The sequence below is a fragment of the Photobacterium sp. ABD4_091 genome (assembly GCF_056160145.1).
Window position 1 is genome coordinate 62,106 of the sequence record NZ_JBSWWQ010000001.1, and the last position, 25,870, is coordinate 87,975.

Consider the following 25,870-nt stretch of genomic DNA (forward strand, 5'->3'; position numbering starts at 1 on the left):
AAAGATTAAATAGCGAAAAGGCTCTTTGCCCATCACGTGAGTGAGAGCCTTTGACTATTCAATTTTAATTTAACTTTTTGGAGTGACATGATGTCCTATTCAAAACCGATGGAATTCGTTCAGACAATGATTGATACGGGCGAGGCAAAAATTCGCACATCGACACGTGATTTGATTTTACGTGGCACGATGGCGGGTATTATCCTCTCGCTCGCCGTTGTTGTAGCGATCACCACCATCACACAGACAGGCATTGGCATTGTTGGTGCCCTCGTCTTCCCTGTCGGGTTCTGTATCTTGAGCCTAATGGGTTATGACTTGGTAACCGGTGTATTTGGCCTAGCGCCGCTGGCTAAATTCGAAAACCGCCCGGGCATTACTTGGGGCAGTGTTCTTCGCTGCTGGGGCCTGGTTGGTCTTGGCAACTTGATTGGCTCACTCATTGTGGCCTTCCTTATTGCCCTTTCTTTCACCATGAACTTCAGTGTTGAACCGGGCGCTGTTGGCCAAACCTTTATTAAGGCTGCAACAGCACGTACTGTAGGTTTTGAAGAGTTAGGTGCCAATGGTTGGATCACCTGTTTTGTCCGCGGTATCTTGTGTAACCTAATGGTTTGCTTGGGTGTTATCGGCAACATGACCGCTCGTAGCGTGGCAGGTAAAATTGTAGCAATGTGGCTACCAATCTTTATCTTCTTCGCGCTAGTATTCGAACACGCCGTGGTGAACATGTTCCTGTTCCCATTGGGTATGATGCTAGGCGCTGATTTTGGTATCTCTACCTGGCTGAGCTTCAACCTGGTACCAACCATTCTTGGTAACCTTGTTGGTGGCTTGCTATTTACATGTGTTCCGCTGTACCTGACTCACGCGAAAACAGCCCCTGCGCACAACGTAGAGAATGACTCAGTTGTCGATGCAGCGCCTGCATTCGGCACTAAGTAATCATTATGTTTTGGTTCCGGGTAATGACCCGGGACCAACACTTACCAATAAACCTATTGTATTGTTTTGGCTATAAAAAGTAATAATTTCTCAGGGTAAAATGCAACAAGCCGCCCTCCACGCTAGAGTGTTACTTTTTATATCCAAATTTTAGAAAGGCGTTGCTATGGGCATCAGTAATCTATCAACAAACAGCGGCTTTGTTTCACTGGTCGGCGCAGGGCCTGGCGATCCAGACTTGCTGACAGTTAAAGGGCTTAGGGTTATTCAAGCCGCAGACGTTGTTGTCTATGACCGTTTGGTATCAAAAGATATTCTGGCGCTGGCAGACTCGTCAGCAGAGATGATCTACGTTGGTAAAAAGCTCGACTTCCATTGTGTTCCGCAAGATCAAATCAACCAGATTTTGGTGCAAAAAGCCCAACAAGGTAAGCGTGTTGTACGTTTGAAAGGCGGCGATTCTTTCATCTTCGGCCGCGGAGGTGAAGAGCTTGAGGAGCTCGCCAAGTTCGGCATTAAATATGAAGTCGTCCCGGGCATCACGGCAGCAGCAGGGGCAACCGCTTATGCGGGGATCCCCCTCACCCACCGTGACCATGCCCAAAGTGTCCAGTTTATCACTGGCCATGTACAAAAAGATGGCCGTGAAATTGAATGGGCCTCATTGGCCCAGTCCAATAATACCCTGGTGTTCTATATGGGTCTCAAACAAAGTGGCCATATCTGCGATAAGCTGATCACCCATGGCCTTTCAGCAGAAACCCCTTGCGCCATTATCGAGAACGGCACCCGTCCAGAACAACGTGTACTAAGCGGCACAGTCGCGACTCTGCCAGAATTAGCCAAGGAAGCGGTAAGCCCCGCGCTCATCGTGATTGGTAGTGTTGCCTCACTGAGTGAAAAGTTACAGTGGTTTAATTCGTAACATATTCAAACAGTAACATGACTGCTACTCAATAAAGACAAAGGGCACTAAGCCCGCCCTTTTCTTTTCGACACTTGGTTTTCGACACTTGGTTTTCGACATTGGGTTTTCTGCGCTTACTGGTTAATGCCTAGGCTTCAGCGTCTGACCAATACTGTACCAGCGGCCATACCCACCAGCATCGCCACAATAAACACCAACATTGACGGGTTCAGCCCCAAGGTCGATGTCACGGCAGGGCCTGGACAAATGCCAGCAATCCCCCAGCCTAGGCCAAACAATGCCGCGCCGGTAACCAGCTTTTTGTCAATCACTGTGCTGTTCGACATCTCGAATTTTCCAGAGCAGACGGGTGCCGAGCGCTTCTTAATAACCAGCAAGTAAACGGGCAGAAATACCGCTAGCGCCCCACCCATCACAAACATCAAGCTTGGATCCCAAGCTCCGGCTATATCAAGAAAGCCGATAACGCGGTGGGGATCGACCATGCCTGACACCATCATCCCCAAACCAAACAGTAGCCCCGCCAATAAGGCGACTAGCTGTGTAAAAGCTTTCATCTTTGAACTCCCATCAAAGTACATGCAAACGAACAAAGACGGTCGCAATAGCCACGACCATAAATATACAGGTTGCTACAATCGAGCGTTTAGACAAACGGCCCATCCCGCAAATACCGTGGCCACTGGTACATCCGTTACCTATCTTGGTACCTACCCCAACCAGCAAACCAGCCATTCCAACCCAGAAGAATGAGGTAACGGGAAGTGTATCGGGTAACGTAAATCCAACTGCTGGTGCTAACAGGCCACTTGCCATCATGCCAATGACAAACAGCAGCCGCCACGATATTTCACCTTGTTTGGGTGCCAGCAAACCAGAAACTATCCCGCTGATGCCAGCAATCCGGCCATTAACTAATAACAAGCCTGATGCCGCGACACCCAGCAGCACTCCACCTGCGAGTGCATCCCATGGGATCTCAAATGCCATTATTCTCTCCAACCTAGTCAGCAACTTTATTTATTAGAGAATACTTAAGTATCGAAAACAGTCAATACTAATTTAGAATAAAATAAATTAGCAATTACTAATTTAATGTTTTATATTGGCTGCTATCGTAAATCGAGATACTGTAGTTCCCTATCATTAGGGCAGACGGAGAATGCAATGACCAAGATTTTGATTGTGGGCGGTGTAGCCGGTGGGGCATCAGCTGCCGCACGTGCACGCCGATTAAGTGAAGATGCTGAAATCGTGATGTTTGAGCGCGGAGAGTTCGTCTCTTTTGCCAACTGTGGCCTTCCCTACCACATTGGTGGCGATATCACAGACCGCAGTAAACTATTACTCCAGACACCCGAGAGCTTCCTTGCCCGCTTCAATGTCGATGTCAGGGTTATGAACGAAGTCATTGCTATTGACCGTGAAGCCAAACACGTCACAGTGAAGAATATCCTTGATGGTACTGAGTACACAGAAAGCTACGACTTCCTGCTGCTTAGCCCCGGTGCTGCGCCTGTGATACCACCTATTGCTGGTATCGATAATCCGCTGACCCATTCGCTGCGCAATATCCCCGACATGGATAAGATCATTGCCACACTTGAAGGCAACAAGCCAAACCACGCCACAGTAGTCGGCGGCGGCTTTATCGGCCTAGAGATGATGGAGGCTTTCCACCAACTGGGCATTGAAACGACGCTGGTAGAGATGGCGGATCAAGTCATGACGCCCGTTGACCGTGAAATGGCTGGCTTTGTTCACCAAGAGATCCGCGACAAAGGCGTCGACCTTCGCTTGGGTGCCGCCCTGGAGTCGGTAAGCTACGACGAAGAACAGCAACACCTTCGCCTGACACTTAACAATGGCGACACCATCGAAACTGGCATTTTGATCATGGCGATCGGTGTTCGCCCGGAAACCCAGCTAGCCAAAGATGCCGGGCTGAAAATTGGTGAACTCGGTGGTATTTGGGTTACCCCGCAGATGCAGACCAGCGATCCAAGTATTTTCGCGGTGGGTGACGCCATTGAAGATCAAGATTTCGTGACCGGTGGGCAAACCTTGGTTCCATTGGCTGGACCTGCCAACCGCCAAGGCCGTATGGCAGCCGACAATATGCTGGGCCGCAATGAAAGCTACCAAGGCACGCAAGGTACAGCGATTTGTAAGGTTTTCGACCTAGCTGTAGCTTCTACCGGTAAAAATGAGAAGCAACTTAAAGCTGATGGCGCTAGCTTCGAAAAAGTCTATGTTCACACCGCAAGCCATGCCAGCTACTACCCCGGTGCTGAAACGGTCTCCTTGAAGCTGCTGTTCGAGCCAAACTCGGGCAAAATCTTGGGCGCACAAGCGGTTGGCAAAGATGGCGTTGATAAACGTATTGACGTACTTGCCGTTGCCCAGCGTGCCGGCATGACTGTTGAGCAATTGCAGCACCTTGAGCTGACCTACGCACCCCCTTACGGCAGCGCCAAAGATGTCATCAACCAAGCTGCTTTTGTCGCCAACAACATCATCAAGGGTGATGCAACGCCTATTCATTTTGATGAAATTGACAACCTTTCGGACGACCAGTTGCTGCTGGATGTACGTAACCCAGGCGAACTCAAAAACGCAGGATACTTGGAAGGGGCGATCAAAATTCCTGTTGACCAGTTACGCCAACGTCTGGGTGAACTGCCAAAAGACAAAGAAATTGTCATCTATTGTGCTGTCGGCCTGCGTGGCAACGTCGCCTACCGCCAGTTGGTGAACAGTGGATTCAAGGCGCGAAACCTGATTGGGGGGTATCGCACCTACCTCTTTGCCAAGCAATAAAAATACCCTCAATAAAATTAAGCCCGTTGTGCATGCAACGGGCTTGTTATTTATTCCGGATCTTTGATGATGAGTTGGTTAATAGCCGTGCTTCTCATAGCCTCCGTCACTCTCACCTTTTTTACCCTTGTCATCCCCTGACTTATCATAATATTTACTATCGTGATAATAGTGCTTCCTATACCAGTTGTACCACCTGGGGTACTTAGGCTTTACTTCTTTCAAATCAATATAATAGATAGACTTGGTATAAACAGTATCGCCTTCCGTGCCAGTATAGCCCGAGAAGTTAGCCATGCCTGACTGCCACAAAGCGCCCTGATGCCACTTGTAAGCATCCTTACCTTTGATGACGCTGTTTTCGCTATCACTTGAGCCCGTAATATGGGTGACATCATAGCCATCGGGTGTCTTGCTTTCATAATGTAGTATTGGCTGGACGGTGACATGTGAACGGGCAACAAAATAGCCATCATCAAAATGGAAGTAGATGGTTTTAATTAATTTTTTACCATCTCCTTCATACATTTCCTCAGAGTAACATTCCTTGCTATAGCCGACCTGGCTGTCGTCAGAGAGGGAATAGAGAGCCGCATGTAGACACAGGGCATAATCTGGGTATTTGTCCCCATCGATGTCGGCTACTTCTTTTTCATATAGCTGCCCGTAGGCAATCGATTTTAAGGCAAACTTTTTACCTTCATCTTCTTCGTTTTTCTCTTCTCCGTCATGGTAGTCAGAGCCATCATACTCTGTCTTTTTCGTATAGGTTGTTGTTGAGGTGTATGTCTTTGTATAGCTATAAGATCCTTTACTCTCCTCGTCACTTTCGCTGTTGTCATACGCTATTGAAGGTATCGACACGCAAAGCGCCAAGCTTGCAAGGGATATTGTTATAGAATTAATTCTCATCATGTAACTCCACTAAGTTCGGTGGTATCACTTGATTACATTGCCAACTGTCTAATTTTATTTAAGAAAACACTAGAAGTTTTTTACGGCTAGAGAAAACTTCTCGTGCAGGATTAAATTGTAGAATAAATGGTAGGAAGACAGTTTGGGGGTATTTTATAGAATTTTATATAGCTATCTGAAATTAAAACGCTTTTAATAAATGTGCCTACAAATCACTATTGATAATTATGTCGTATTTCTTAAATGTAAGAATTGAATGGCAGCCTAGACTAACTGCCTAGGCTGTTAAAAGTGATTTAAATTGAGAGTGTTGCCGAAGACGGGTCTTTAGGGTTTGGACCATATTCATTGGCCTCTGGCTGGCTATCCTGTACAAAGAAATACAGCAATACCAGCACACCAACTAGCGGGATCAAACCTATCAGCATCCACCAACCAGTCCGCCCGGTATCATGCAAGCGACGCACACCAACAGCAATGCTAGGGATAAGGATCGCTAGCGAATAGACAGTACCAATCATTCCAGCCCCTTCGCCAGCCCCAGGGTTACCCAAGGCAGAGTCCAACATAGACAAAGCAATGCTGATAATGATGTTGAACAAGAAGAAGTACCAGTACTCTTGCCTTTGTGCTCTACCTTTGAAGACAGCATAGTTTTTTAATACATGGATATACCAGTTCATAAAAAGACCCTAGTTCAAATAGTTACAACAGATAACAGTATAGTATTGTGTTCAAACCCTATTTTCTGCCAACCAATGCAAAAAAACTATCTTGAGTAATGTATGGCTTTGTATAAGTAGCCAGCTATGTGGTTTGGGAAAAAGTCACTTATGATCAATACTAGTTGAAACCTATTGTGACAAGGTGCCCAATATGAAATCAGTTTTTCTCCCTCTGGGCCTTCTAATTGCTAGCCATGCGGTGCTCAGTGAAAACCACACGATACATGAGCCGCTTTTTTCCCCAGACAAAGGCGTGATATGTGACAGGCAAGCGGGGTTTTGTGTCGACAGCTACGGCATATCAATGGGGTTTACCAAAGAATTCTTGGGCCAAGAAGCCCAAGATAAAATGATGGAGCTGATCAACAGAGTGGGTAGCAAAAACTTCGACACTACCCGCTACTCATTCAGCAACAAGGTATATTGCGACTCAGAGCAACGCGCATGCTTCGTTGACCGCTTCTCCGACGAACGACTGGAAGACTATACCAACATCTTGTTTGACTGAGGAATAGTTCAGCCCGCTATCAAAAGAAATGCTGAATCGCCAGGTAGCGGGCGCGGATGTGTTCTATCAACAGCTTTATCTTCTGTGATGGCTGCCGGGTATACGGATACACAGCATAGATCCCTAACCGCTTGCCAACCTGCTCAGGGAACAAATCAACCAACTTCCCTTCCATAATATCGTGGTATACCAAGCAACGCGGTACATAGGCGATTCCATAGCCGCCCAGCGCCGATTTCCTCAATGCTGCCGCATTATCGGTAGAAAAGTTACCGCTGACCCGCAAAATGTAGTTGCCCTGCTCGCCGATAAACTGCCACTCCGAAGCTCCAGTGGTTTGGTAGGCATATTGCAGGCAGTTATGGTCGACCAAATCTTGCGGCCTTTCAGGCCGGCCATTTCGGCTGATGTATTTGGGCGCCGCACAAATCACCCACTGCGAATCGAGAATATGCCGAGCGATCAAACTTGAGTCTTCGAGGTAACCGGTACGTATCACCAAGTCATAGCCATCTTCAATCAAATCAACAAAGCGGTTGTCCAGTGACATATCGACCGTAAAGCCAGGATGCTCGGTACAGAATTCAGCGACTGCGTCTGCCAGGAGCAGGTCACCTGAAATGGTAGGTACAGACATCTTGACATGGCCGCTGACTTTTTCACCAAAGCCACTGACTGCATCGACCGCTTCCATCGCGGCCTGCTTCACATTTTTGGAACCTAGGTATAACACTTTCCCAGCCTCACTCACCGTGAGTTTACGGGTGGTTCGATACAGCAGCTGTACCCCCAAATCATCCTCCAGACGGGCAATTCTTTTACTAACCACTGAGTTTGTAAGGGAATTCAACTCCGCTACTTTACTAAATGAACCATGTTCCACTACCTGAGCAAACAAGATCAAATCATCAGCCTTCGCCATTATTAGTCCATTTTTGGAAGAAATATTTTTCATTATTTCCCTATACCAAATAAAAATAAAGCGATATCGTCACACTCGATTAACAAAACCAAATACAAAAACAACAAATATGTTCATTGATGCATAGGTTATGCATTACAAAACAGCACTCCGAAGGACTGATAATCATGAACGACACCCTACTTGCACTCGTTGCATTTTCACCAATAGTGGTTGCCGCTATCCTACTGGTCGGGTTGAACTGGCCAGCCAAGAAAGCGATGCCCGTGGCATTCTTGCTGACTGTGGCCATCGCCCTGTTCTGCTGGGATATGTCAGCTACCCGCGTCTTAGCCTCCTCTCTGCAGGGGCTGACCATTACCGTAGCAGTACTGTGGATCGTCTTTGGGGCGATATTCCTCCTCAATACGCTCAAGCACACCGGAGCCATTACCACCATCCGTAATGGATTCACCGATATATCTAGCGACCGTCGGATACAGGCGATCATCATTGCTTGGTGTTTTGGCTCCTTTATCGAAGGCGCTTCCGGTTTCGGCACCCCAGCAGCAATTGCAGCCCCTCTTTTGGTTGCTATCGGTTTCCCTGCTCTTGCTGCGGTATTGATGGGCATGATGATCCAATCCACACCGGTTTCTTTTGGTGCGGTCGGCACACCGATCATTGTGGGGGTCAACAAAGGGCTAGATACCCACAACATTGGTGAAACGCTGATCAGCCAAGGCTCGAACTGGGACATCTACCTGCAGCAGATCACGACCAACGTGGCATTAATCCACGCCACTATCGGTACCTTGATGCCAGTTCTGATGGCAATGATGCTGACCCGCTTCTTCGGCAAAAACAAGAGCTGGACAGAAGGCTTGGATATCCTGCCATTTGCCCTGTTCGCCGGTGTTGCCTTCACAGTGCCTTACGCCCTGACAGGCATGCTGCTTGGCCCTGAATTCCCCTCTTTGATTGGAGGCTTGCTGGGTCTGGCTGTTGTGGTAACTGCAGCTAAGAAAGGCTTCCTTGTACCGAAAAAGCAATGGGATTTTGAAAGTGAAGATAAGTGGCCAGCGGAATGGTTGGGATCACTGAAAATCGACCTCAAAGCGTCTGACAAACCAATGAATCTGGCACTGGCTTGGGCACCTTATGTCCTACTGGCTGTTGTCCTGGTTGCTAGCCGTGTCAGCGCTGACTTCAAAGCCCTGCTGGTCAGTGTCAGCCTATCATTTTCAAACATTCTGGGTGAGACAGGAATTAGCGCCTCTATCCAACCGCTATACCTGCCAGGCGGGATCTTGGTATTTGTTGCGATTTTAGCCGTGCTGCTTCAATCACGTAAGCTGAGCCCTTTGACAGAAGCATTCAAGGAATCTAGCAAGACACTGATTGGCGCCGGTTTCGTTTTGGTGTTCACTATCCCTATGGTGCGTATCTTTATCAACTCTGGTGTCAATGCCGCAGATCTTGCAAGCATGCCTGTCACGACAGCTAATTTTGTCTCAGAGCTTGTCGGTGGTTTCTTCCCGGCATTGAGCGCAACCATTGGTGCACTGGGTGCTTTCATTGCAGGCTCGAATACTGTTTCCAACATGATGTTCAGCCAGTTCCAGTTTGAAGTTGCCCAAACCCTGACAGTGTCCAGTGCGGCTATTGTTGCCCTGCAAGCGGTTGGCGCTGCGGCCGGTAACATGATTGCCATCCACAACGTCGTTGCCGCCTCTGCCACGGTAGGCCTGCTTGGCCGCGAGGGTGCCACATTGCGTAAAACGATTATTCCTACGTTCTACTACCTAGTGATGAGCGGCATTATCGGCCTCGTTATCATTTATGGCCTACACATTACAGACGTACTGATGGGATAGTTATTCCGATAACAATAATAAAATAGGCCAGCGACTCAGCTGGCCTTATCAGCCATAGCAAAGGCTAAACCCTGTACAACCTAGTCAATATAACAACAGAATAGATTTTATAGTCCTGACTCTCAATCCCAGCTAAACATTCCTACAATAACGATTGAGATCAGTAAGATGGATATAGCATTCAACGATTCAGTAATACCGACTGATGCAGGATGAGCAATGGAAAACAAATACCTACAGCTAGAAGCCCTACTCGCTACCCAGATTAACAAAGCTAGGATCATCACCGACGAAGCCAAGCGGCTTGCATATGGTACTGATGCCAGTTTCTACCGCCTTATCCCTCAGATAGTTTTGCGTCTTAATAACCTGGATGAGGTCATTTTCACCATTCAATCCTGCCGCCAGCTGGGCATCCCGTTTACTTTCCGCGCGGCAGGTACCAGTTTGTCGGGTCAGGCCGTTTCTGATTCAGTCCTCATCACCCTGACCGATAAATGGCGCGACCATAGCATTCTGGAGCAAGGTGAAAAAATCCGTCTTCAGCCGGGTGTTATCGGGGCAGATGCCAACCGTTACCTCGCGCCTTTCCAGCGTAAGATCGGCCCTGATCCAGCTTCTATCAACACCTGTAAAATCGGTGGTATCGCCGCCAATAACGCCAGCGGCATGTGCTGTGGCACCGCCCAGAACTCATACAAAACCGTCGATAGCATGACCATTGTCTTCACCGACGGTACCGTGCTTGATACTGCCAGCGAAGCAAGCATAGAGGCATTCAAAAACCAGCGCCCTGATTTAATAGAAGGGCTTGCTCAGTTAGTTGAAGAAACCCAGAAAAACACTGAGCTGTCAGATAAGATCCGCCACAAATACCGGCTAAAAAACACCACCGGCTATGCCCTAAATGCGCTGGTTGATTACTCCGACCCTATCGAGGTGATAGAGCACTTGATGATTGGCTCTGAGGGCACCTTGGGCTTTATCGCTGACATCACGTATAACACAGTGATCGAACACCCGCACAAAGCCTCTGCCCTGCTTGTTTTCAAAGACATCGAGGCAGCAAGCAAAGCCGTATCCGTACTGGCAAGAACCAATGTTTCTGCCGTCGAGATGATGGATGGTCGCGCATTGCGTTCTGTCGCGGACAAGCCGGGTATGCCTGAATATATCCAAGCGCTGGATCTCGAATCCGCTGCGCTATTGGTTGAGACCCGCGCCAGTTGCAGCCACCAGCTTGAGAAGCAGTGCTTGGACGTTATGGCGGCATTGACAGAATTTACCATTACCCAGTCGACACCATTTACCACCGATACCAATACTGTCGCTAGCCTGTGGGCGATCCGTAAAGGGATGTTCCCGGCTGTTGGCGCTGTGCGAGAAACGGGAACAACGGTGATCATTGAGGATGTGGCTTTTCCTGTTGAACACCTTGCCATGGGGGTGCGTGAACTTCAGCAGTTGTTTGACAAATATGACTATAGTGAGGCAATCATCTTCGGCCATGCCCTTGAAGGCAACTTGCATTTTGTCTTTACCCAGGGCTTTGAAGAAGAATCAGAAGTCACCCGCTATGGTAACTTTATGGATGATGTTGCCGAGTTGGTCGCCGTCAAATACCAAGGTTCGCTAAAAGCCGAGCACGGTACCGGCCGAAATATGGCGCCATATGTCGAACTTGAATGGGGCAAAGATGGCTATCGCCTGATGCAGCAAATCAAATCCTTGTTTGATCCAGAAAGTTTGCTCAACCCTGGGGTGATCATCAATGACGACGAGCGGGCACATATTTCCAACCTCAAACCGATGCCAGCCGCTGATGAAATTGTTGACCGCTGTATTGAATGTGGTTTTTGTGAGCCTGTTTGCCCGTCAAGGACGCTGACGCTATCACCGCGTCAACGGATCGTGCTCTACCGTGAGCTGCAGCACCGTGAACGGGAATACCTTGCTGGCAATAGCCGACGCCCACCGGTAGATGATCTCAAAGCCGTTTTCGAATACCAAGGCATCGATACCTGTGCGGCAACTGGCTTGTGTGCAGATCGCTGCCCAGTCGGCATTAATACCGGCGATCTGGTTAAGAAGCTCCGAGTTGAAAAGTACCAGCGTTTTACCCCTATCGCCCGCTGGACAGCAGATCATTTCTCGGCTACCACAACTTTGGTCAAAGTTGGCCTCAAGAGCAACCAGGTCGCCCGCAAACTGGTCGGCGATAAAGCTGTCGGTGCGATAACCAATGGCCTGCGCAAAGCAACTGGGGGCACAACTCCTATTTGGATGCCGGAATATCCGCAATCTAACCCACATAAGCTCGATCAGACACACTCAGCTTCGGCACATTCAAAGCAGGCTGAAAGCTCAGACAAGAAAGTCGTGTATATGCCGTCTTGCGCCAGCCGTACTATGGGCCAGCAGGACTCAGCCAAAGATACCCGCCCGCTAACTGAAGTCACGCTTTCGCTACTGAAGAAAGCAGGCTTTGAGGTGATCACCCCAGAAAAACTCAGTAGCCAATGTTGTGGTATGCCCTATGACAGCAAAGGGATGAATGACATAGCCAATCAGAAAGCCAAAGAGCTGGAATCCTTGCTCTGGACAGCAAGCAAAGAAGGCACTTATCCGGTATTGATGGATACCAGCCCGTGCGCCAAGCGCAGTATCGAAAACTTTACCCAGCCTTTGGAAGTGCTCGAACCTGTTGGTTTTGTATCACGCTATTTACTGCCACACCTATCCCTTACTCCAGTAAAAGAGACGGTGATGCTTCACGTTACCTGCAGCTCCCGCCGCATGGGCTTGGAAGCGGATATGCTTTCGCTGGCTCAAGCGTGTGCCGAAGACGTCGTTCTTCCTGAACATATCCAGTGCTGTGGCTGGGCGGGTGATAAAGGCTTTACCACACCGGAGTTGAATGAAGCTGCTGTTGCGCCACTTAAAGAGCAAGTCCCAGCAGGCTGCACCCGGGGATTCAGTAACAGCCGAACCTGCGAAATCGGTTTGTCTCACCACAGTGGGGTTCCCTACCAATCCATCCTTTATCTGGTCGATGAAGCTGCGGTATAACACCAAGATCATTGGCACCCAATAACATAAAGCCCAAACTGGTATCTCCAGTTTGGGCTTTAATTTGATCCTGTTTGCTGTCCAGTTTATGAAATGTCTTCCATTTCAGCCTGCTTTTGCTCCACCAGCCAATGTTCAATTTCTCGTGGAGCAAAGATCAACGGATCGCCAATATCGACATCTTCAATATCCTGAAGCTGTTCAGGCAATACATCTATGATCAACTCCAGATCCTGATGGCTGTGAATATGGTCTTCAAAGATCCTTACCATCTCATGGTTATGGTCAATATCCCGGGCTTTGGCTGCCGTCGCCAAGCCACTTAGCAGCGTGTACCAAGTCGTCATAGGCCCTTGGGTTATAGAGGCAGACTCGGCATCGGAGTCAATGAAGGCGAAAGGTACGGTCAACATCGGAAATTCCCCTTTCATAGCGGCGAAAATCCAATCAGTATCAAAGGAAAAATCATACACAGAAGGCTTGGCTAAAATATATTTGATCACCTCTTGATCATATAACTTGAACGCCGCTTGGGTATCTTTGATGTTATTGCTGAAAATTGCGCGGCCAATCATCCGCTGCATATGGCGCAATGTTTTAATACCAATGCCCCAACGCTCTTCCTGCTTAACCAAAATAGAATCAGGGTGCTTGCGGTTACCCAGCACCACTTTGGCATTATCTGAAACATAAGGCTTGAGCAATAAACCTAACTGGCCAAGGTGTACGGAGTTATCCGCATCGGTATACATCACACAATCCGCTCTGTCGGCCATCGCTTGCTGGCAGCCAAGGATAATCGCCCCGCCTTTTCGGGAATCATCCGCCGACGCAAGGTTTTTCAATGGACCTTCAGCAACGGGGAGCTCATCAGCAAGCCGCAATACAGACACTTTGTCTTTGTCTCGGTGCTCAGCAAGAAGGTCTTCGGCAATACCCGCACTGTTATGGGGGCAACCATCATCAACAGGGTATAGATGCCAATCAACCACCGAACCTTGGGTGATCCAATTGAGCTGATCTATCTTAACTCGTAGCGAGTCTTCACCATTTGGATTCAACGAGGTTTTTTCATTTAACCGGTTATGCTCACCCCACATTGCAAACACCACCCCGACCAACAATGGGCGTTTTAGTTTGAGCACATAGCGTTTGGATTCGACTAATTTCACCGCCAAGCGAAACTCAAGGGGACAGTCTTTTGAAGATGCGAGTTGCTGGTAGTGGCTGGTAGTGATGTCCGTTAAGCAATATAACGTATTGGCAAGTTGTAATAATCGCTTCTGATGCTGAGCTTCTGTTAGGTCAAAAACGTCACTTGCATTGTCATAAGCTTGTTGAACAATTTTTTCTGATGCTGTCATTGCTTATCCCTCTTCATTACTCCCTTAAGTACTCACCCACAACGACAACAGGGCTTAAATTAAGCTTAGTAACAGAGATACGAATGACAAATTTTTTACGCAATCAATTGCATTAAAAGCATGATTTTGATGTGCTTTACATCACAAAGCGGATATCTACTCCTCCCCCAAAATAACTCACCACCCTGAAGGCATACACCCAAGCCAACTCAAGATTCAGATTCAGAGGGAGCTTATAAGTATACAGTCAACGCTATAAGCTACAGACACGCATTGTTTCTTACAGGCGCGCCCTTCGGGAGGGTCACTGCGAAACGGGGGCGAAACTTCTGCGCTGCAAAGGGGCAACAGCATGCTTCTCAGGCTGTTCAAAGTGGCCTGATGGGATTATTAATTGATTACCCTCTTCACCCAGAGGGGCATTCTGGCTTTGCTTATTCGGTGTGACGAGTTGCTTCAAGTCTTGCTCCTCGTACTCGATTTCTTCAACCGGGGTAACCAGTACTTTATCGTTCGCTTTTTCAGCAGCTGATTCAGACGTATCCGCTGGCGATATAACCTTGTTTACTTCTATACCTGTATTTGGTTTCACTACAGGTTCTGCGGATTTTACCGATTTTGGAGGCCCCGAGATAACAATCCCTTTACTCATAACTGGGGCTGTTTGCAACTTAACTTCAGCATCAGAGACAACCAAATGGCGACTGACTGATGTTTCCGTTGGAATGGGAACCGGTTTTGCTTTATCTCGTTCGGTGTCCGTATCGATAACATCAGGTAATGGCTCGTCAAACCCCGTACTATCAGGGGTGGGGACAGGCTCAACCAAAGCACCTGTAGGAATAACATGCTGCTCTTTGCTGTATGAGGTATTTAAGCCGCTTAGCTTCTTCCCACCCTGTGGCGGTTGGTAAGCAGGGATCACTTTAGGTGTGGCCTGGACTGGCTGAATTGTCGCATCTCTATCTTGGCGATCCGCCAAGCCCAGCTTCGGGCTTTCAAAACTAAACAGTGACAGCTTTTCATCCCAGCTCTGCAGCACTGCGAGTTCGTTCTCCCACTCGCTATCAATACTAGAGGCTAAATCAGCCACCTGCAGTTGGGTGGAAAGTAATGTATTGGCGTGTTCATAGCGGCGGTGCAACTTCTTTTTCATCTGCTTCCAGTTCGTCCCTCCAGTCATCAAATATCGGGTACTATCCGCCCAATATTGATAGGCCATGGCATCATTGGCCTTATCCGCAGAAATGGCAGCCAAGGCCTCAGAAAGGCCGGCATATTGCCACATCCTTTTTCGCCCCAGCTTCGCTTCTGAACTCAAAAACAAAATACTCAACCGATGCCATTGCTCAGAGGCCTGCTGGTAACGACCAGCATTAACCAAATGGTTGGCCTTGGTGTAATAAGTCAGCTCCACATCTATGGCTGAAGCTATCCCCTTCAAAGGCAACAGCGCGAACATAGTTATGACAATCGCTATCAGGTAAACCCTTTTCATCGGAATGTCTCCACCAAGCATTTTTGAGGATGGTAAAAACGGGAATCGAATTGGACATCGCGGTATTCACGGTTCTTGGTCGGCTGGTAGAGCTTACCATTGGCTTTATACAGCAATGCTTCAAGCACCCCAGCATTGGTCTGCAGGGAGATGCTTTTCTCGTAACTGCTGGTCAGCTCGTAGCGCCCTTCATACCAGCCACGCTCTGGGTCGTACAACTCACGGACTAACGTCAGCAAGCGTTCGGTATAATCGGTTTTCCATAACACCCACATTTGAAAGGCCACCCGAGTCGACACCAAAGCTTTTTCATCGTGGTCGCTACCGTCCTCTGCGACGGTGATCCACGGTGTGCCAAGTGCATAGATACTGTCGTAGACAAAATACGGTTCGCCTGCGACAACATGCTCACCGCGCGCCGTATAGATACGATCAACATCCCAGCGTGACTCCTGGATGCGGTATACCGAATCAGCCATTGCCGCCAAGACATCATTGGTGTGCTTGGAGTCCGACGAAGAACGGTCGTCAATATTATCCCAGTTAAACTCAAGCCCCAGCAGCAAGTAAGGCGTACTATAGACAGGACGAAGAACATCGTAATCACGCGGATCACGGCCATCAAACAGTAAATCAATGCCGTTTATCGTGACCACTTCATAAGGATCAAGCATCATGGCTTTTTCTGGGACTATCTGCCAATCCAGATACCCATAGGCGGTATATTCCTCGATGCCCAAACGCCCTTCTTTGTAGCGATGAACATTGCCGTTGTTAATTGCACCACCGTATAGTTCACCCTCTTCTGTGACCAGTTCGCAGAAGTTCCAGCGCAATACCGCCTTGTCGACATATTCGGAAAATTCAGGATTACGCTGCTTGACCATTGCCAAGGCGATGAGCAGCCGCCCAATGTCTATCGAAGACCAGCCAAGTTCACCGGGTTGATTGGCGTAATCCACCATCATCCCAGTTCCTGTGCTGTAGACCTTATTGGGCACACCGGTTAGGCCCAATGGCATTTTATTGAGGAAAGAGAGTACTAACGTCAAGCGCTCGTCGTGCTCTTTGCTGGTAATAAATTCAAATTCTCGGGCCGCCATCAAGGCAATCAGATAATCGGCCATGTTAGACAAATTAGTTGTCGGGTAGTTATCAAGGGCATTCACCAACCCCGTGGTGAGGTTGGTGTTATTTTCAACATAGGTCCAGGCAATTTGCGCCCATTCAAGCTCCTGCTCGGTTAACGAACCATACCGTCCTTGGCGCAGCATCTGCGACTCGTTAACCGACGTTATTCCCCCCTGAACACCTTGGTAGACCACTCCACAAGATGTCAGGCAGAATAAACTGACTGCAATCACCGTATTTCTCAACATCTATTTCCTTACTACGGCTATTTGAGCTTACTATTGAAAGCCCCTCTGCGAGGCAGACACTGCCCCTCATAGCCAAATGGTGATTCAAGCGCTTTTTCCCACAGGCTTGGTGCAACATTATCTTTATAGGTAAGTAACTTACCCTGTTGTTTATAAAGCAAGATCTCCAAAGTAATCCCGTTATTGTTCGAGGTGAAGGTGTTGATAAGGCCGGTGCCGTTTTCAAAAATCCCTTCATAGAAGCCTTTTTCACGATCATACAAATGTGAAACATGATCAAACAACAGATCGGTATATTCAGTATCCCATAGTACCCACATCCCCATTGCACCTTTGATGGCTACCGCAGAGTACTGTGGAAGATACTCACCCACTTCCGAAATGGTATTCCAGGCAAACCCGTCAGTATAAATCGTGTCGTACACGAAATAAGGAGGGCCTGCTAGCTGGTGCTCAGTACGGGCTGTAATAATACCGGTTTGCTTATAACGCTCCTCCTGGACACGGTAAATTTGCAAGGCAAATTCTGCAACCCAGTCACTGGAATAGTTATAATCATGTGGCGAGCGGTCATCCACCACATCCCATCCCAATTCAATACCATCCAGTACATAGCTCTCAGTTACCACGTAGCTGTGTGCTTTGAGTTTACGAGGGTCACGGGTGTCATACGGTACATCGTAGCCATAGAGGTTAATGGTGCTATACGGCTCTGCCATTGCTGCCTGGGTAGTATTAAAGCCCCATAATTCGAACCCTTTAGCAGCATACTCTTCGTAGCCCAAGCGTCCTTCCTGCAGGTATTGAACAGGTTTGTCTTTCTCAAGCAGTGCCCCAAACATGGTGCCATTTTCATCAATCACGTTACAGAAATTCCAACGTAATATCGCTGAGTCGATGCTAGTCGCATACTCAGGGTAGCGATGCTTGATGATATGAAGCCAAATCAACAAACGGCCAAGGTCGAGCGCCGAGTAACCAATTTCTCCGGGTTGGTTACCGTAGTCCACTTTAGCGGCGGTTTGAGTGTTATACGCTTTGTTCGGTAATTCATTCATGAACAAGTCAAGCGTATTTAAGGTGGTCAATATACGAATAAGACGACGGTTAAACTCCTCTTTCTCGATAATCCCTAGCTCATATGCGCTTACCATACCCGCCATATATGACGCGGCATCCCACCATGTTACTGAGGGGTAGTTATTTACTGCATTGACCAACCCAGTTGACTCCTGGTAGTTATTTTCAAAATACTTCCAGGCAATGCGGGCCATATCCATTTCTTGTTCAGTCAGCTGTCCCTGACGAGGTTTAGGAGTGGTCCAGTGACTCTTCCTATCCACCACATCATCCGAAAAACTGTTGTATTTGTTACCGCAACCGGTAGCCAAAACCCCTAAAAGGCAAACAATGATATAACGCATCCGATACTCCCTATCACAGTTGCGGTTTACTTCACGCCCACACTCAGCAAGGCTCCATTTTCGATGTAAGCAAGTGATTCCAAAACAATCCCGTTGGTATTTGCCGTAATTGCTTTATTCACACGGCCATCGATTTCATAGCGGCCTGAATACCAGCCTTTCTCTTCCGAGAATAATTCTTTTGCATCTTCAATTAGCAGCTCAGTGTATGGAGTGTCATACAAGGCATACCAGCCAAACGCCGCTTTGGTAGACAGCGTTTTTAGGTGCGAAGCATCTTCGCCTTGGTCTGTGATCGCATTCCACTCTTTGCCATCAGAGAATACGGTGTTGTAGACAAAGTAAGGTGCTTCATCGACGTTATCCTCACTGACCGCTGTCAGGATACCGGTTCGCTCAAAACGGTTTTCCTGCGCTTTATAGACGCGGTGGGCAAAGATCTTCGACACACTGTCGGCACCAAATTCAAGGCTATCCAGAATGTATGACTCACTGACCACATAGTTATGGGCGTGATATTTAGCCGGATCACGTAAGTCGGTTGGGATATCAACACCATCGATATTACGCATCTCTAGGTAGTCGATATACTTCATTGCATTGAATACGTCTCGGCCCATCAGGGACATGGCTTTGGACGCGTATTCTTCATAACCAATACGCCCTTCCTGTACCAATTCCATCTCTGTGCCACCATCTTGCTGCGGGCGGGAACCGTAAAGATAACCGTCTTTGATCATTACCCCCACTTCCCAGTGGTTAAGCACCGCATTGACCTGAGCATTAAACTGCGGGTATTGCCAAACCAAGATATTCAATGGCACCAAAATTCGACCGATATCGATAGCAGACCAGCCGATTCCGTTCTCTACGGGTTGGTTCTGGTAGTCCACCATTTCAACGGTTTGGGTGTTATAAGCTTTATTCGGCAGCTTGCCATCAATCAGCGGCAGGCGTGCCAGCGTGTTCAGCGCTTTTTCCATCCTTAGCTCAAAGGTGCTTTGGCTTATAATGTTCAGCTTTTCTGCCGCCAGCAAACCCATTAGATACGATGCGGTATCCCACATGGTGGTTGAAGGGTATCCATCAACCGAGTTTACCAAGCCGGTATTTTCCTGGTAATTATTTTCGAAGTAAGCCCAAGCGGTATTCGCCCATTCGAACTCTTCTTCGGACAGTACACGGCTCTCGCGCACTGGAATCACTTCCTCCGATTCGAAAGTGATGTTACCCAAAATATGTCCGTGATCACGGGTTTCTATATTGAAAGCAATAAAGAGTGCGGTCAAAAGCCCGAATAAAAACACGATATGATGCCGCGCATTGACGACTGCTTGCTTAAATTCCATATTCTAATTCCTCAGATTCCTGTTCCTGCGTCTTATCTGCTGGTGGCGGCGTCCAATAAGCGGCAGCAATCATCCCCCACATCGCCATCATGTTGTTAATTGTCCAGAAGCTATTGAAGATCAACCCGCCAAGAGAATAGCTACCGAACATGCCGGTAAAGTAGCTAAACCAAGCGAAGCACATACTGAATAGGCTCAAGCCGAAGACCAACTTTTGCGGTATGACCAAATGACCAAAGGTGCCATCCTGTCTTTCCTTTGGTGTCGCAGGGAAGCTGATTTTCCGGCCGCGCAGCACTGTCCAAAGTGCCCGCATATTAACCGGGAAGAAGGACAGGAAGTTGGTTTTACCTTTGTACCCCGCTACGCCCCATGTACCAACCATCATCGCAAGCTCTGCAGTCAGTACGAACGGAATGAAGTGCAGGTAGAAAGTGACGTCATAGGCACTCACCGGCGCGATGCTGGTCAGGAAGTAAATGATCGGGCAAGTTAAGAAAATAATGTTCCAGATAGCTGACAAGTTTGACCAGAAGCTGGCACCGTACATCATCTTCTGTTTCAGGTTCATGCCTTTTCTGAACAACGGGTTATCGTTCATGAATATATCAATCGAACCACCGGAGTACTTGAAGCGCTGCACTGTCCAGGTCTGAAGATCCTGCGGTGATAGCATCTTACTTTCAACTTCCGGATGCTGAACCGAACGCCAGTTCCTTTCGGTATCTGAGTGGAGCACGATCGAGGTATAAATATCTTCCGATACATGGAATTTATAAGGCGTAAATTCAGTGTCGAAAATGATTTCTTGGCGCAGGTTATCTGACACATCCTGATCGACCGTTTTCTCTTTAGTGATCTTGCGGATCTGCTTTTCGATCTCTTTATGCTCTTTGCTGATCTGCTCACTGTAGCTACGCAGCGCCGCTTCCATAACCGCTTCACGGCGGTGAATAGAGCCCGCACCACAGCAGAAAGAGGCATTCACCCAGTTGCGACGGCGTTGAATCACGTCATAGAACATCTGCGGATCGTTCACATAGGGGTCTTCACCAATTTTGACCGGCCCGTAGAATTTCTCTACCCCGCGGCCAATCGGCGATGCCCATTTGCCAAACTTGCGCTGCAGCCAATTTGGTAGGCGCTCACCCTCAGGTAAGTCAAAGAACCATTGTGGGGTTTGAACCCAGGCAACATCCGGGTCACGGAAGTAACCCATGGTGTGCTCAAGAATCGTTGGGAACGGGCGAGTATCAGCATCACAGATAACGATGAAATCACCGTAAGTCTGCTCCAAGGCATTACGTAAGTTACCCGCCTTGAAACCAATATTACTTTCACGGGTAATGTACTCGACGCCCATCTCATCAGCGAGTGCCTTCATTGCCGGACGCTTGCCATCATCAAGAATAAATATTTTGATATCGATGTCATGGGGATAGCGGATCTTCTGGGCATCCTCGATACTCAGCCGAACCAATTCCGGCTCTTCATCATAGCTCGGAAAGAATACATCAATACTGATCGGCCTTGTCTCATTCGCTTCAGGGCTATCTTTTGCGACGCACTCATTGATCGTATGTGGCGGTGCTTTTTTCGGTTCGTCCTTGGTCTTCCATAAATTGAACGTGAACAGCACTGAGCCAATAAAGGCACAGGACTCCGCAAAAACGAGCGGAAAAGAAAACCACATGGCGTCATAGTTCAGCGCATGGGTCCAGCGCCACCACAAGTACCAAATACCCAAAGTGAGATTACATGTGGCAAGGTATTGGTAGAGTAACTCTCTCGACATGCTGTAAGGCACCGGCTCCGGTGGCTTACGATGTTCGAATTCCTTGAAATAAAAATCCATGAGTTCTCACTCCGGTTAATAATGATTAAAGTAAGCGTGATGCACGGCAATCAAACCAATCAGACTGGCGTTGTAATCAATAGCGAACTCATTGACTGCATACGACTTCTCGCTATCTATATAACTCAGCATCCCCATATTTTTCGGTGCGACTCCAGCTTGCGCCATCTCATTCGGTCCACCGACTAGGTAGCCAGGTAAACTGACCCCTGTCGCAATTCGGTACAGGTGGTGAAGGTTGCGTACCGAATAGGTGCCACTGTTAGTGACAAAGCTCATATCGAACGCATTAGCGCCCAATAGATAATCAATTTGCGATTGAACCGAAGCACGGTTTTCTAAGCGCCCTTTGGCAAAATCTGCCCAGGCAATCAATGTTCCTGCCTCTGCCGTCATCTTGTTCGAGCCCCAGATAAAACGCTGGTTAGCCACTCTAAATGGCGATTGCTTCGCTTGCTGGACATAACGTGAGGCTACTTGATCCAAATCGTTGGCAAGCTGATCCCTAAATTCCCCTTTCTCCTCGGCGAGGATAAGGTGCCAAACCCCCATCGCCGCAGGATTCTTCCATTCAAAAATATCTATCCATTGCGGGTCGTAGTCTTGCTTGAAAGCCGCTTTGAATTTTTCTTGGCCGGTGGTGATATATAGTTCTGCAAAAGCCCAAAGTCGGTCATCCACATCAGTATCCAATGATGCTTCCGTATCAAACTTGTTCTTCATGTATGGCCCAGAGCCACTGTCATCCCCTTCCTGCCAATCAATATATTGCTCTTCTTGGCTGGAGAGGTAGTTAGCAGCATGGATGGCCGCACTGAGGTATTGGCGAGAAAGGTCGGCATCGTAGGGCTTGATAACCCTGGCGGCAAAGGCCATGGTCGCTGCGAATTTTGCCGTTTCAGGTGTACTGACGCCGTAAATAAACCGAGTCTGGTTATCCTGCCAAGGGCCAATTTTCGCCGGCCAACTTGCCCCCGAGACTTTGCGGTAGACTGCCCCGTCTTCACGCTGCATTTTCAATAGCCAATCCAGTGCATAGATGGACTCATCAATAATGGCTGGCTTATCGCTGCCCGGTAGTTTGGTCTGCGAATATAACTGAGGGGTTTGACGATAGGCTTCAAGCAATCTCGCGACAGTAATCGTTGTGGTTGCTACATACTTACCGAAATCACCAGCATCATACCAGCCACCGACAACGTCCAGCTGGGTGCCCGCTTTGTGGAAAGCATCGGTTCGGAAGATCTGGCCATCGAGCATGTGGCTTTCTGGGCGATTCATACCCGTAGAAATATCTTGCACCGCCATCCCTGAACGCTGCAAATAGAGTGCGTGTACTAAACGTTCATTGAGCGGCTCATAGGCACCACTGCCAATAGGAAATGGTACAGACTGACTGTTTTCACTCACTACCTGATACCAGCCAGGCACTGTGATTTGGCTAAAATCAACCGCTGCGATCAGCCGCTCATCAGGCAATGCAACTTTACCTGAATGCTCCAGCTTAGCCACCAAACGACCATCTTGCATCGAGACGAGTTTGAACCCTGCCCCCTCATCGGCCGAGACATAGGCAAACTTATCACCGCTGGGAAGATACCCCATTTGGTTGACCATGATATCGGCGCTGTGGGCAGAAAAAGTAACAGCTGCTGCCATTAAATAGCTAAGTGTCTTTGTCATCATCTAGCTTTCCAAGTCCTTTGCCAGGTAGTGATTAATGCTGACTGTCTTGCCTGTGTTGTCCTTCACTTCGAGCGTTAGATATGATGCAAGGCCGTCAAGAGGCTGCTGATGGGCAACCTGCATAATCGAGTTGGCGGCCAATGTCAGCCCGTTGTATTCCCAACTTTTCTGGTTGTAGCTGTTGGTCACAACCAGAGATGCATTGTCATAGCTTTTCAGCGAGTCATTGATAATGGTTAACGTGACTAAAGGACGTGTTGCAAGCAATTCTGCCTGGGCAACAGCCAGCACCGGCTGGTACGATTCCTTCAAAGCCAAGTAACCCGGTTTGGGCACCCTATCTACATCCAATACTGACCAAGTCACAGACGGCCAGCTATCAACGAACATGAATTGGTAAATAGCCGCGACCCCGCCACCTTTATTCAACCTTAGATGCTCGGCAGCAAATTTGGTTACTACCCTTTGATATTCTTGGGAATTATTCCAAAAGTGTGACAGGGATTCACCTTGTTGAATATGAGCAATATTCAGTGTTTCATGATGCTGGTAATTGTGATAGCCAAGCGTGTTCAAAACAGCATCATCCAATGGCCACTCAACTTGCCCATGAGTGATTGCTTCCATCAACGCCCAGCTCGGCATCGCCTGAGCGCCGAACTCGCTCACAATCATCGAGGGCTGGTAAGTACGGTAATCTTTGTAGGAGCCCGAGTACCAACCTAGCCAGGGGTGCTCATGGGTATAAGAGGCTTTGCGCACTACCCGTCGGTCACCGGCAGCTAGCAAGGCCTGGTAGACCTTTTCCGAGAGCAGCTTGTTTTGGGTAGGTTGATAAGATGGGTACTTGTACTTCATCCAGGTTGCATCCCATGGCGGCTCGTTGTGGCCCGACCAAAACGCAATAGAAGGATGATTGAATAATAAGTCTGTCATTGCCTTTGCTTGCCGAGTCGCCTCAAGGGCAAAACCCGGCGAGTCACTGTAACCCCATTGCAACGGGAAATCTTGCCAAACCACCATACCGGCCTTGTCTGCCAACTCATAGAAAGCCTTTCCGGCCACATGCGCATGCACACGAACACTGTTGACGTTGGCGCTTTTCATCAAGGCGAGATCTTGCCCATACTGTTCTGCGGTTACCTCACCTAGCCATTGGCTAGCGATGTAGTTTGTCCCCCTGATAAAATAGGGTTTGCCATTAACAAGAAATTGTTTGTTGTCGCTGTCTAGGGTCATTTCCCTAAAACCAATATCCACGGCTTTCTGATCCGTCAGCTGGCCATCTATTGATACTGAGATAGTAAGGTCATATAACGTTGGCTCACCCCAGTCCCAAGGCCACCATAGCTGGCGGGCTGCTTGAGGAATAGCTAGCTCAAGATTGTTTTTGCCGGCTTTTATTTCTTCTTCAGCAATATATACCTCAGTCTCTTCGCTACCATGCTGATGCAGTGCCATCTCGATTGTTACAACTGCTTCACGGTTTGAATCAACGGCTAACTCTACCTCTGCCGAGGTGATTTGCTTACCTGCGTGGTTTACCCGAGGACGAACTTTGAGCGTTTCTAGTGCAACAGGACCGGTTTGCCTCAGCGTTACATCGCCCCAGATCCCCCCGGAATTCCAATCTTGCCCCTTCTCTGACCAGGCGCCTCCTGGACGGGTATCATGGTGGTTCAGTACGCCTTTTATCAACGTTTTATACAGTGACCAATCCTCGACCTGCTTCTCGTTGGGGCTATTTACCCAGACATTCAGGGTATTGTCACCGGAATTAACAAGCCCCGTGATCTCCATTTCATGAGGAACAAAATAGCCCGCCTGACGGGAAACATATTTGCCGTTGACCGTCACTGCCGACTCATAATCAATACCATCAAACTCAAGCCAATAGCGACTTGATTTATTCAGGCTATCCAGTTCAAATTGGGTGTCGTAATAAGCAGCACCGGCATAATTGATGCCTGACGTTTTCCAATGGCCAGGTACAGTAACATTGTACTGCCCTGTCCATTTGTCGTTTTCATCAATTATCTCTAGGCGCCAGTTTCCATTTAATGATTTATTATTGACAAATAAGTCATTATTTTCCGAAAAAGAGGCACAAGAAGATAATGAGAATAACGTCATGAATAATATTATTCTCATATTTCCCTTATTTATTATGGCTACTCTGCGCGTTTTAAAATTTTAAATGTGTTTTTATTACCACTTTGAATATATTCAAGATTGTCAGTAAGCTGCACGACAATAATGAAACCCCGTCCCGATGTTGTCCATGTTTCCGGATCATCAGGATCAGGCTCAATGAATTCACCATTCACTGCCCGATTAAACTCTTCTTTGCTCATTGATTTGCCATAGTCAGACACTTCAAAGACCAATTCATTATCCGAGTTAAAAAAGCAAGAGCACTCTATCGGTAATTCATCTGAATACTGGTAGGCATGCTCGTACGCATTATTCACCACTTCCACAAGACAGAGCTCAACTTGCTCAATGACGTCCTGTGAAACTTGGTTATTTCGCAAATATTGCTGCATATCATCAGCAATATCGCGCGATACATCTGGAGAACTACTGTACTTCTTACTAAACCTTTCAGTGACTATATCCATTGGTTA

Annotated in this window: 20 protein-coding genes; 6 read left to right on the forward strand and 14 right to left on the reverse strand. The window is 48.0% G+C overall.

Annotated elements, in window-relative coordinates:
* The first annotated feature begins 90 nt into the window (after window positions 1-90).
* Both ACXAGQ_RS00235 and cobA read left to right on the forward strand, forming a co-directional pair.
* The gene (locus ACXAGQ_RS00235; RefSeq protein ID WP_475254622.1) at window positions 91-945 is read left to right on the forward strand and encodes a formate/nitrite transporter family protein; all 855 of its coding nucleotides are present in this window, start codon (window positions 91-93) and stop codon (window positions 943-945) included.
* A 166-nt stretch (window positions 946-1,111) separates the two neighbouring features.
* Window positions 1,112-1,870: a uroporphyrinogen-III C-methyltransferase gene (gene cobA, locus ACXAGQ_RS00240; RefSeq protein WP_475250773.1), complete on the forward strand. Its 759-nt coding sequence runs from the start codon at window positions 1,112-1,114 to the stop codon at window positions 1,868-1,870.
* 137 nt (window positions 1,871-2,007) lie between these two features.
* Here the strand turns inward: cobA and ACXAGQ_RS00245 are convergent, their stop codons facing one another.
* Together ACXAGQ_RS00245 and ACXAGQ_RS00250 are read right to left on the reverse strand one after the other, a co-directional pair.
* Entirely contained in the window at window positions 2,008-2,430 is a 423-nt protein-coding gene (locus ACXAGQ_RS00245) for a DUF6691 family protein (RefSeq protein WP_475250775.1), read from the reverse strand.
* A gap of 13 nt (window positions 2,431-2,443) precedes the next feature.
* Complete coding sequence (locus ACXAGQ_RS00250) at window positions 2,444-2,863, reverse strand: YeeE/YedE family protein (RefSeq protein WP_475250777.1); 420 nt, start codon at window positions 2,861-2,863, stop codon at window positions 2,444-2,446.
* Window positions 2,864-3,040: 177 nt separating this feature from the next.
* Here ACXAGQ_RS00250 and ACXAGQ_RS00255 point away from each other — a divergent pair, with 177 nt between their 5' ends.
* On the forward strand, window positions 3,041-4,693 hold the full coding sequence (locus ACXAGQ_RS00255) for an FAD-dependent oxidoreductase (protein WP_475250779.1): 1,653 nt from the start codon (window positions 3,041-3,043) through the stop codon (window positions 4,691-4,693).
* Between the two features lie 78 nt (window positions 4,694-4,771).
* Here the strand turns inward: ACXAGQ_RS00255 and ACXAGQ_RS00260 are convergent, their stop codons facing one another.
* Together ACXAGQ_RS00260 and ACXAGQ_RS00265 are read right to left on the reverse strand one after the other, a co-directional pair.
* Entirely contained in the window at window positions 4,772-5,608 is an 837-nt protein-coding gene (locus tag ACXAGQ_RS00260) for a hypothetical protein (RefSeq protein ID WP_475250781.1), read from the reverse strand.
* Window positions 5,609-5,904: 296 nt separating this feature from the next.
* A complete protein-coding gene (locus tag ACXAGQ_RS00265) occupies window positions 5,905-6,291 on the reverse strand; it encodes a DUF805 domain-containing protein (RefSeq protein ID WP_475250783.1) in 387 nt (128 codons plus the stop codon).
* Between the two features lie 193 nt (window positions 6,292-6,484).
* Here ACXAGQ_RS00265 and ACXAGQ_RS00270 point away from each other — a divergent pair, with 193 nt between their 5' ends.
* The gene (locus tag ACXAGQ_RS00270) at window positions 6,485-6,841 is read left to right on the forward strand and encodes a YcgJ family protein (protein ID WP_475250785.1); all 357 of its coding nucleotides are present in this window, start codon (window positions 6,485-6,487) and stop codon (window positions 6,839-6,841) included.
* Window positions 6,842-6,860: 19 nt separating this feature from the next.
* On the opposite strand, the gene ACXAGQ_RS00275 is transcribed toward ACXAGQ_RS00270, so the two are convergent.
* Window positions 6,861-7,763 (reverse strand): LysR family transcriptional regulator, encoded by a 903-nt coding sequence (locus ACXAGQ_RS00275; protein ID WP_475250787.1) that lies wholly within the window; start codon window positions 7,761-7,763, stop codon window positions 6,861-6,863.
* 167 nt (window positions 7,764-7,930) lie between these two features.
* On the opposite strand from ACXAGQ_RS00275, the gene ACXAGQ_RS00280 reads away from it, so the two are divergent.
* Window positions 7,931-9,619, forward strand: a complete 1,689-nt coding sequence (locus ACXAGQ_RS00280) for an L-lactate permease (RefSeq protein ID WP_475250789.1) — start codon at window positions 7,931-7,933, stop codon at window positions 9,617-9,619.
* Between the two features lie 219 nt (window positions 9,620-9,838).
* Complete coding sequence (locus tag ACXAGQ_RS00285) at window positions 9,839-12,688, forward strand: FAD-binding and (Fe-S)-binding domain-containing protein (RefSeq protein WP_475250791.1); 2,850 nt, start codon at window positions 9,839-9,841, stop codon at window positions 12,686-12,688.
* 86 nt (window positions 12,689-12,774) lie between these two features.
* Here the strand turns inward: ACXAGQ_RS00285 and ACXAGQ_RS00290 are convergent, their stop codons facing one another.
* The 9 genes from ACXAGQ_RS00290 to ACXAGQ_RS00330 form a co-directional block, all read right to left on the reverse strand.
* Window positions 12,775-14,052 carry a glycosyltransferase gene (locus tag ACXAGQ_RS00290; RefSeq protein ID WP_475250793.1) on the reverse strand — a complete coding sequence of 426 codons (1,278 nt, stop codon included), beginning with the start codon at window positions 14,050-14,052 and terminating at the stop codon, window positions 12,775-12,777.
* Window positions 14,053-14,356: 304 nt separating this feature from the next.
* Window positions 14,357-15,550, reverse strand: a complete 1,194-nt coding sequence (locus ACXAGQ_RS00295) for a hypothetical protein (RefSeq protein ID WP_475250794.1) — start codon at window positions 15,548-15,550, stop codon at window positions 14,357-14,359.
* Window positions 15,547-16,929, reverse strand: a complete 1,383-nt coding sequence (locus tag ACXAGQ_RS00300; RefSeq protein WP_475250796.1) for a DUF3131 domain-containing protein — start codon at window positions 16,927-16,929, stop codon at window positions 15,547-15,549. The genes ACXAGQ_RS00295 and ACXAGQ_RS00300 overlap by 4 nt, the downstream gene beginning before the upstream one ends.
* A 17-nt stretch (window positions 16,930-16,946) precedes the next feature.
* Complete coding sequence (locus ACXAGQ_RS00305; RefSeq protein ID WP_475250798.1) at window positions 16,947-18,353, reverse strand: DUF3131 domain-containing protein; 1,407 nt, start codon at window positions 18,351-18,353, stop codon at window positions 16,947-16,949.
* 26 nt (window positions 18,354-18,379) lie between these two features.
* Window positions 18,380-19,702, reverse strand: a complete 1,323-nt coding sequence (locus ACXAGQ_RS00310; RefSeq protein WP_475250800.1) for a DUF3131 domain-containing protein — start codon at window positions 19,700-19,702, stop codon at window positions 18,380-18,382.
* A complete protein-coding gene (locus tag ACXAGQ_RS00315; protein ID WP_475250802.1) occupies window positions 19,692-21,557 on the reverse strand; it encodes a glycosyltransferase family 2 protein in 1,866 nt (621 codons plus the stop codon). The genes ACXAGQ_RS00310 and ACXAGQ_RS00315 overlap by 11 nt, the downstream gene beginning before the upstream one ends.
* A 15-nt stretch (window positions 21,558-21,572) precedes the next feature.
* The gene (locus tag ACXAGQ_RS00320) at window positions 21,573-23,243 is read right to left on the reverse strand and encodes a glycoside hydrolase family 9 protein (protein ID WP_475250804.1); all 1,671 of its coding nucleotides are present in this window, start codon (window positions 23,241-23,243) and stop codon (window positions 21,573-21,575) included.
* Entirely contained in the window at window positions 23,244-25,376 is a 2,133-nt protein-coding gene (locus ACXAGQ_RS00325; RefSeq protein ID WP_475250806.1) for a glycoside hydrolase family 2 protein, read from the reverse strand. It abuts the gene before it with no gap.
* Between the two features lie 38 nt (window positions 25,377-25,414).
* Window positions 25,415-25,864, reverse strand: a complete 450-nt coding sequence (locus ACXAGQ_RS00330; RefSeq protein ID WP_475250808.1) for an ATP-binding protein — start codon at window positions 25,862-25,864, stop codon at window positions 25,415-25,417.
* Window positions 25,865-25,870: the final 6 nt, after the last annotated feature.

Coding starts and splice junctions, on each gene's coding strand:
- ACXAGQ_RS00235 (WP_475254622.1), top strand. CDS start 91: ATGTCCTATTCAAAACCGATGGAATTCGTTCAGACAATGATTGATACG.
- cobA (WP_475250773.1), top strand. CDS start 1,112: ATGGGCATCAGTAATCTATCAACAAACAGCGGCTTTGTTTCACTGGTC.
- ACXAGQ_RS00245 (WP_475250775.1), bottom strand. CDS start 2,430: ATGAAAGCTTTTACACAGCTAGTCGCCTTATTGGCGGGGCTACTGTTT.
- ACXAGQ_RS00250 (WP_475250777.1), bottom strand. CDS start 2,863: ATGGCATTTGAGATCCCATGGGATGCACTCGCAGGTGGAGTGCTGCTG.
- ACXAGQ_RS00255 (WP_475250779.1), top strand. CDS start 3,041: ATGACCAAGATTTTGATTGTGGGCGGTGTAGCCGGTGGGGCATCAGCT.
- ACXAGQ_RS00260 (WP_475250781.1), bottom strand. CDS start 5,608: ATGATGAGAATTAATTCTATAACAATATCCCTTGCAAGCTTGGCGCTT.
- ACXAGQ_RS00265 (WP_475250783.1), bottom strand. CDS start 6,291: ATGAACTGGTATATCCATGTATTAAAAAACTATGCTGTCTTCAAAGGT.
- ACXAGQ_RS00270 (WP_475250785.1), top strand. CDS start 6,485: ATGAAATCAGTTTTTCTCCCTCTGGGCCTTCTAATTGCTAGCCATGCG.
- ACXAGQ_RS00275 (WP_475250787.1), bottom strand. CDS start 7,763: ATGGCGAAGGCTGATGATTTGATCTTGTTTGCTCAGGTAGTGGAACAT.
- ACXAGQ_RS00280 (WP_475250789.1), top strand. CDS start 7,931: ATGAACGACACCCTACTTGCACTCGTTGCATTTTCACCAATAGTGGTT.
- ACXAGQ_RS00285 (WP_475250791.1), top strand. CDS start 9,839: ATGGAAAACAAATACCTACAGCTAGAAGCCCTACTCGCTACCCAGATT.
- ACXAGQ_RS00290 (WP_475250793.1), bottom strand. CDS start 14,052: ATGACAGCATCAGAAAAAATTGTTCAACAAGCTTATGACAATGCAAGT.
- ACXAGQ_RS00295 (WP_475250794.1), bottom strand. CDS start 15,550: ATGAAAAGGGTTTACCTGATAGCGATTGTCATAACTATGTTCGCGCTG.
- ACXAGQ_RS00300 (WP_475250796.1), bottom strand. CDS start 16,929: ATGTTGAGAAATACGGTGATTGCAGTCAGTTTATTCTGCCTGACATCT.
- ACXAGQ_RS00305 (WP_475250798.1), bottom strand. CDS start 18,353: ATGCGTTATATCATTGTTTGCCTTTTAGGGGTTTTGGCTACCGGTTGC.
- ACXAGQ_RS00310 (WP_475250800.1), bottom strand. CDS start 19,702: ATGGAATTTAAGCAAGCAGTCGTCAATGCGCGGCATCATATCGTGTTT.
- ACXAGQ_RS00315 (WP_475250802.1), bottom strand. CDS start 21,557: ATGGATTTTTATTTCAAGGAATTCGAACATCGTAAGCCACCGGAGCCG.
- ACXAGQ_RS00320 (WP_475250804.1), bottom strand. CDS start 23,243: ATGATGACAAAGACACTTAGCTATTTAATGGCAGCAGCTGTTACTTTT.
- ACXAGQ_RS00325 (WP_475250806.1), bottom strand. CDS start 25,376: ATGACGTTATTCTCATTATCTTCTTGTGCCTCTTTTTCGGAAAATAAT.
- ACXAGQ_RS00330 (WP_475250808.1), bottom strand. CDS start 25,864: ATGGATATAGTCACTGAAAGGTTTAGTAAGAAGTACAGTAGTTCTCCA.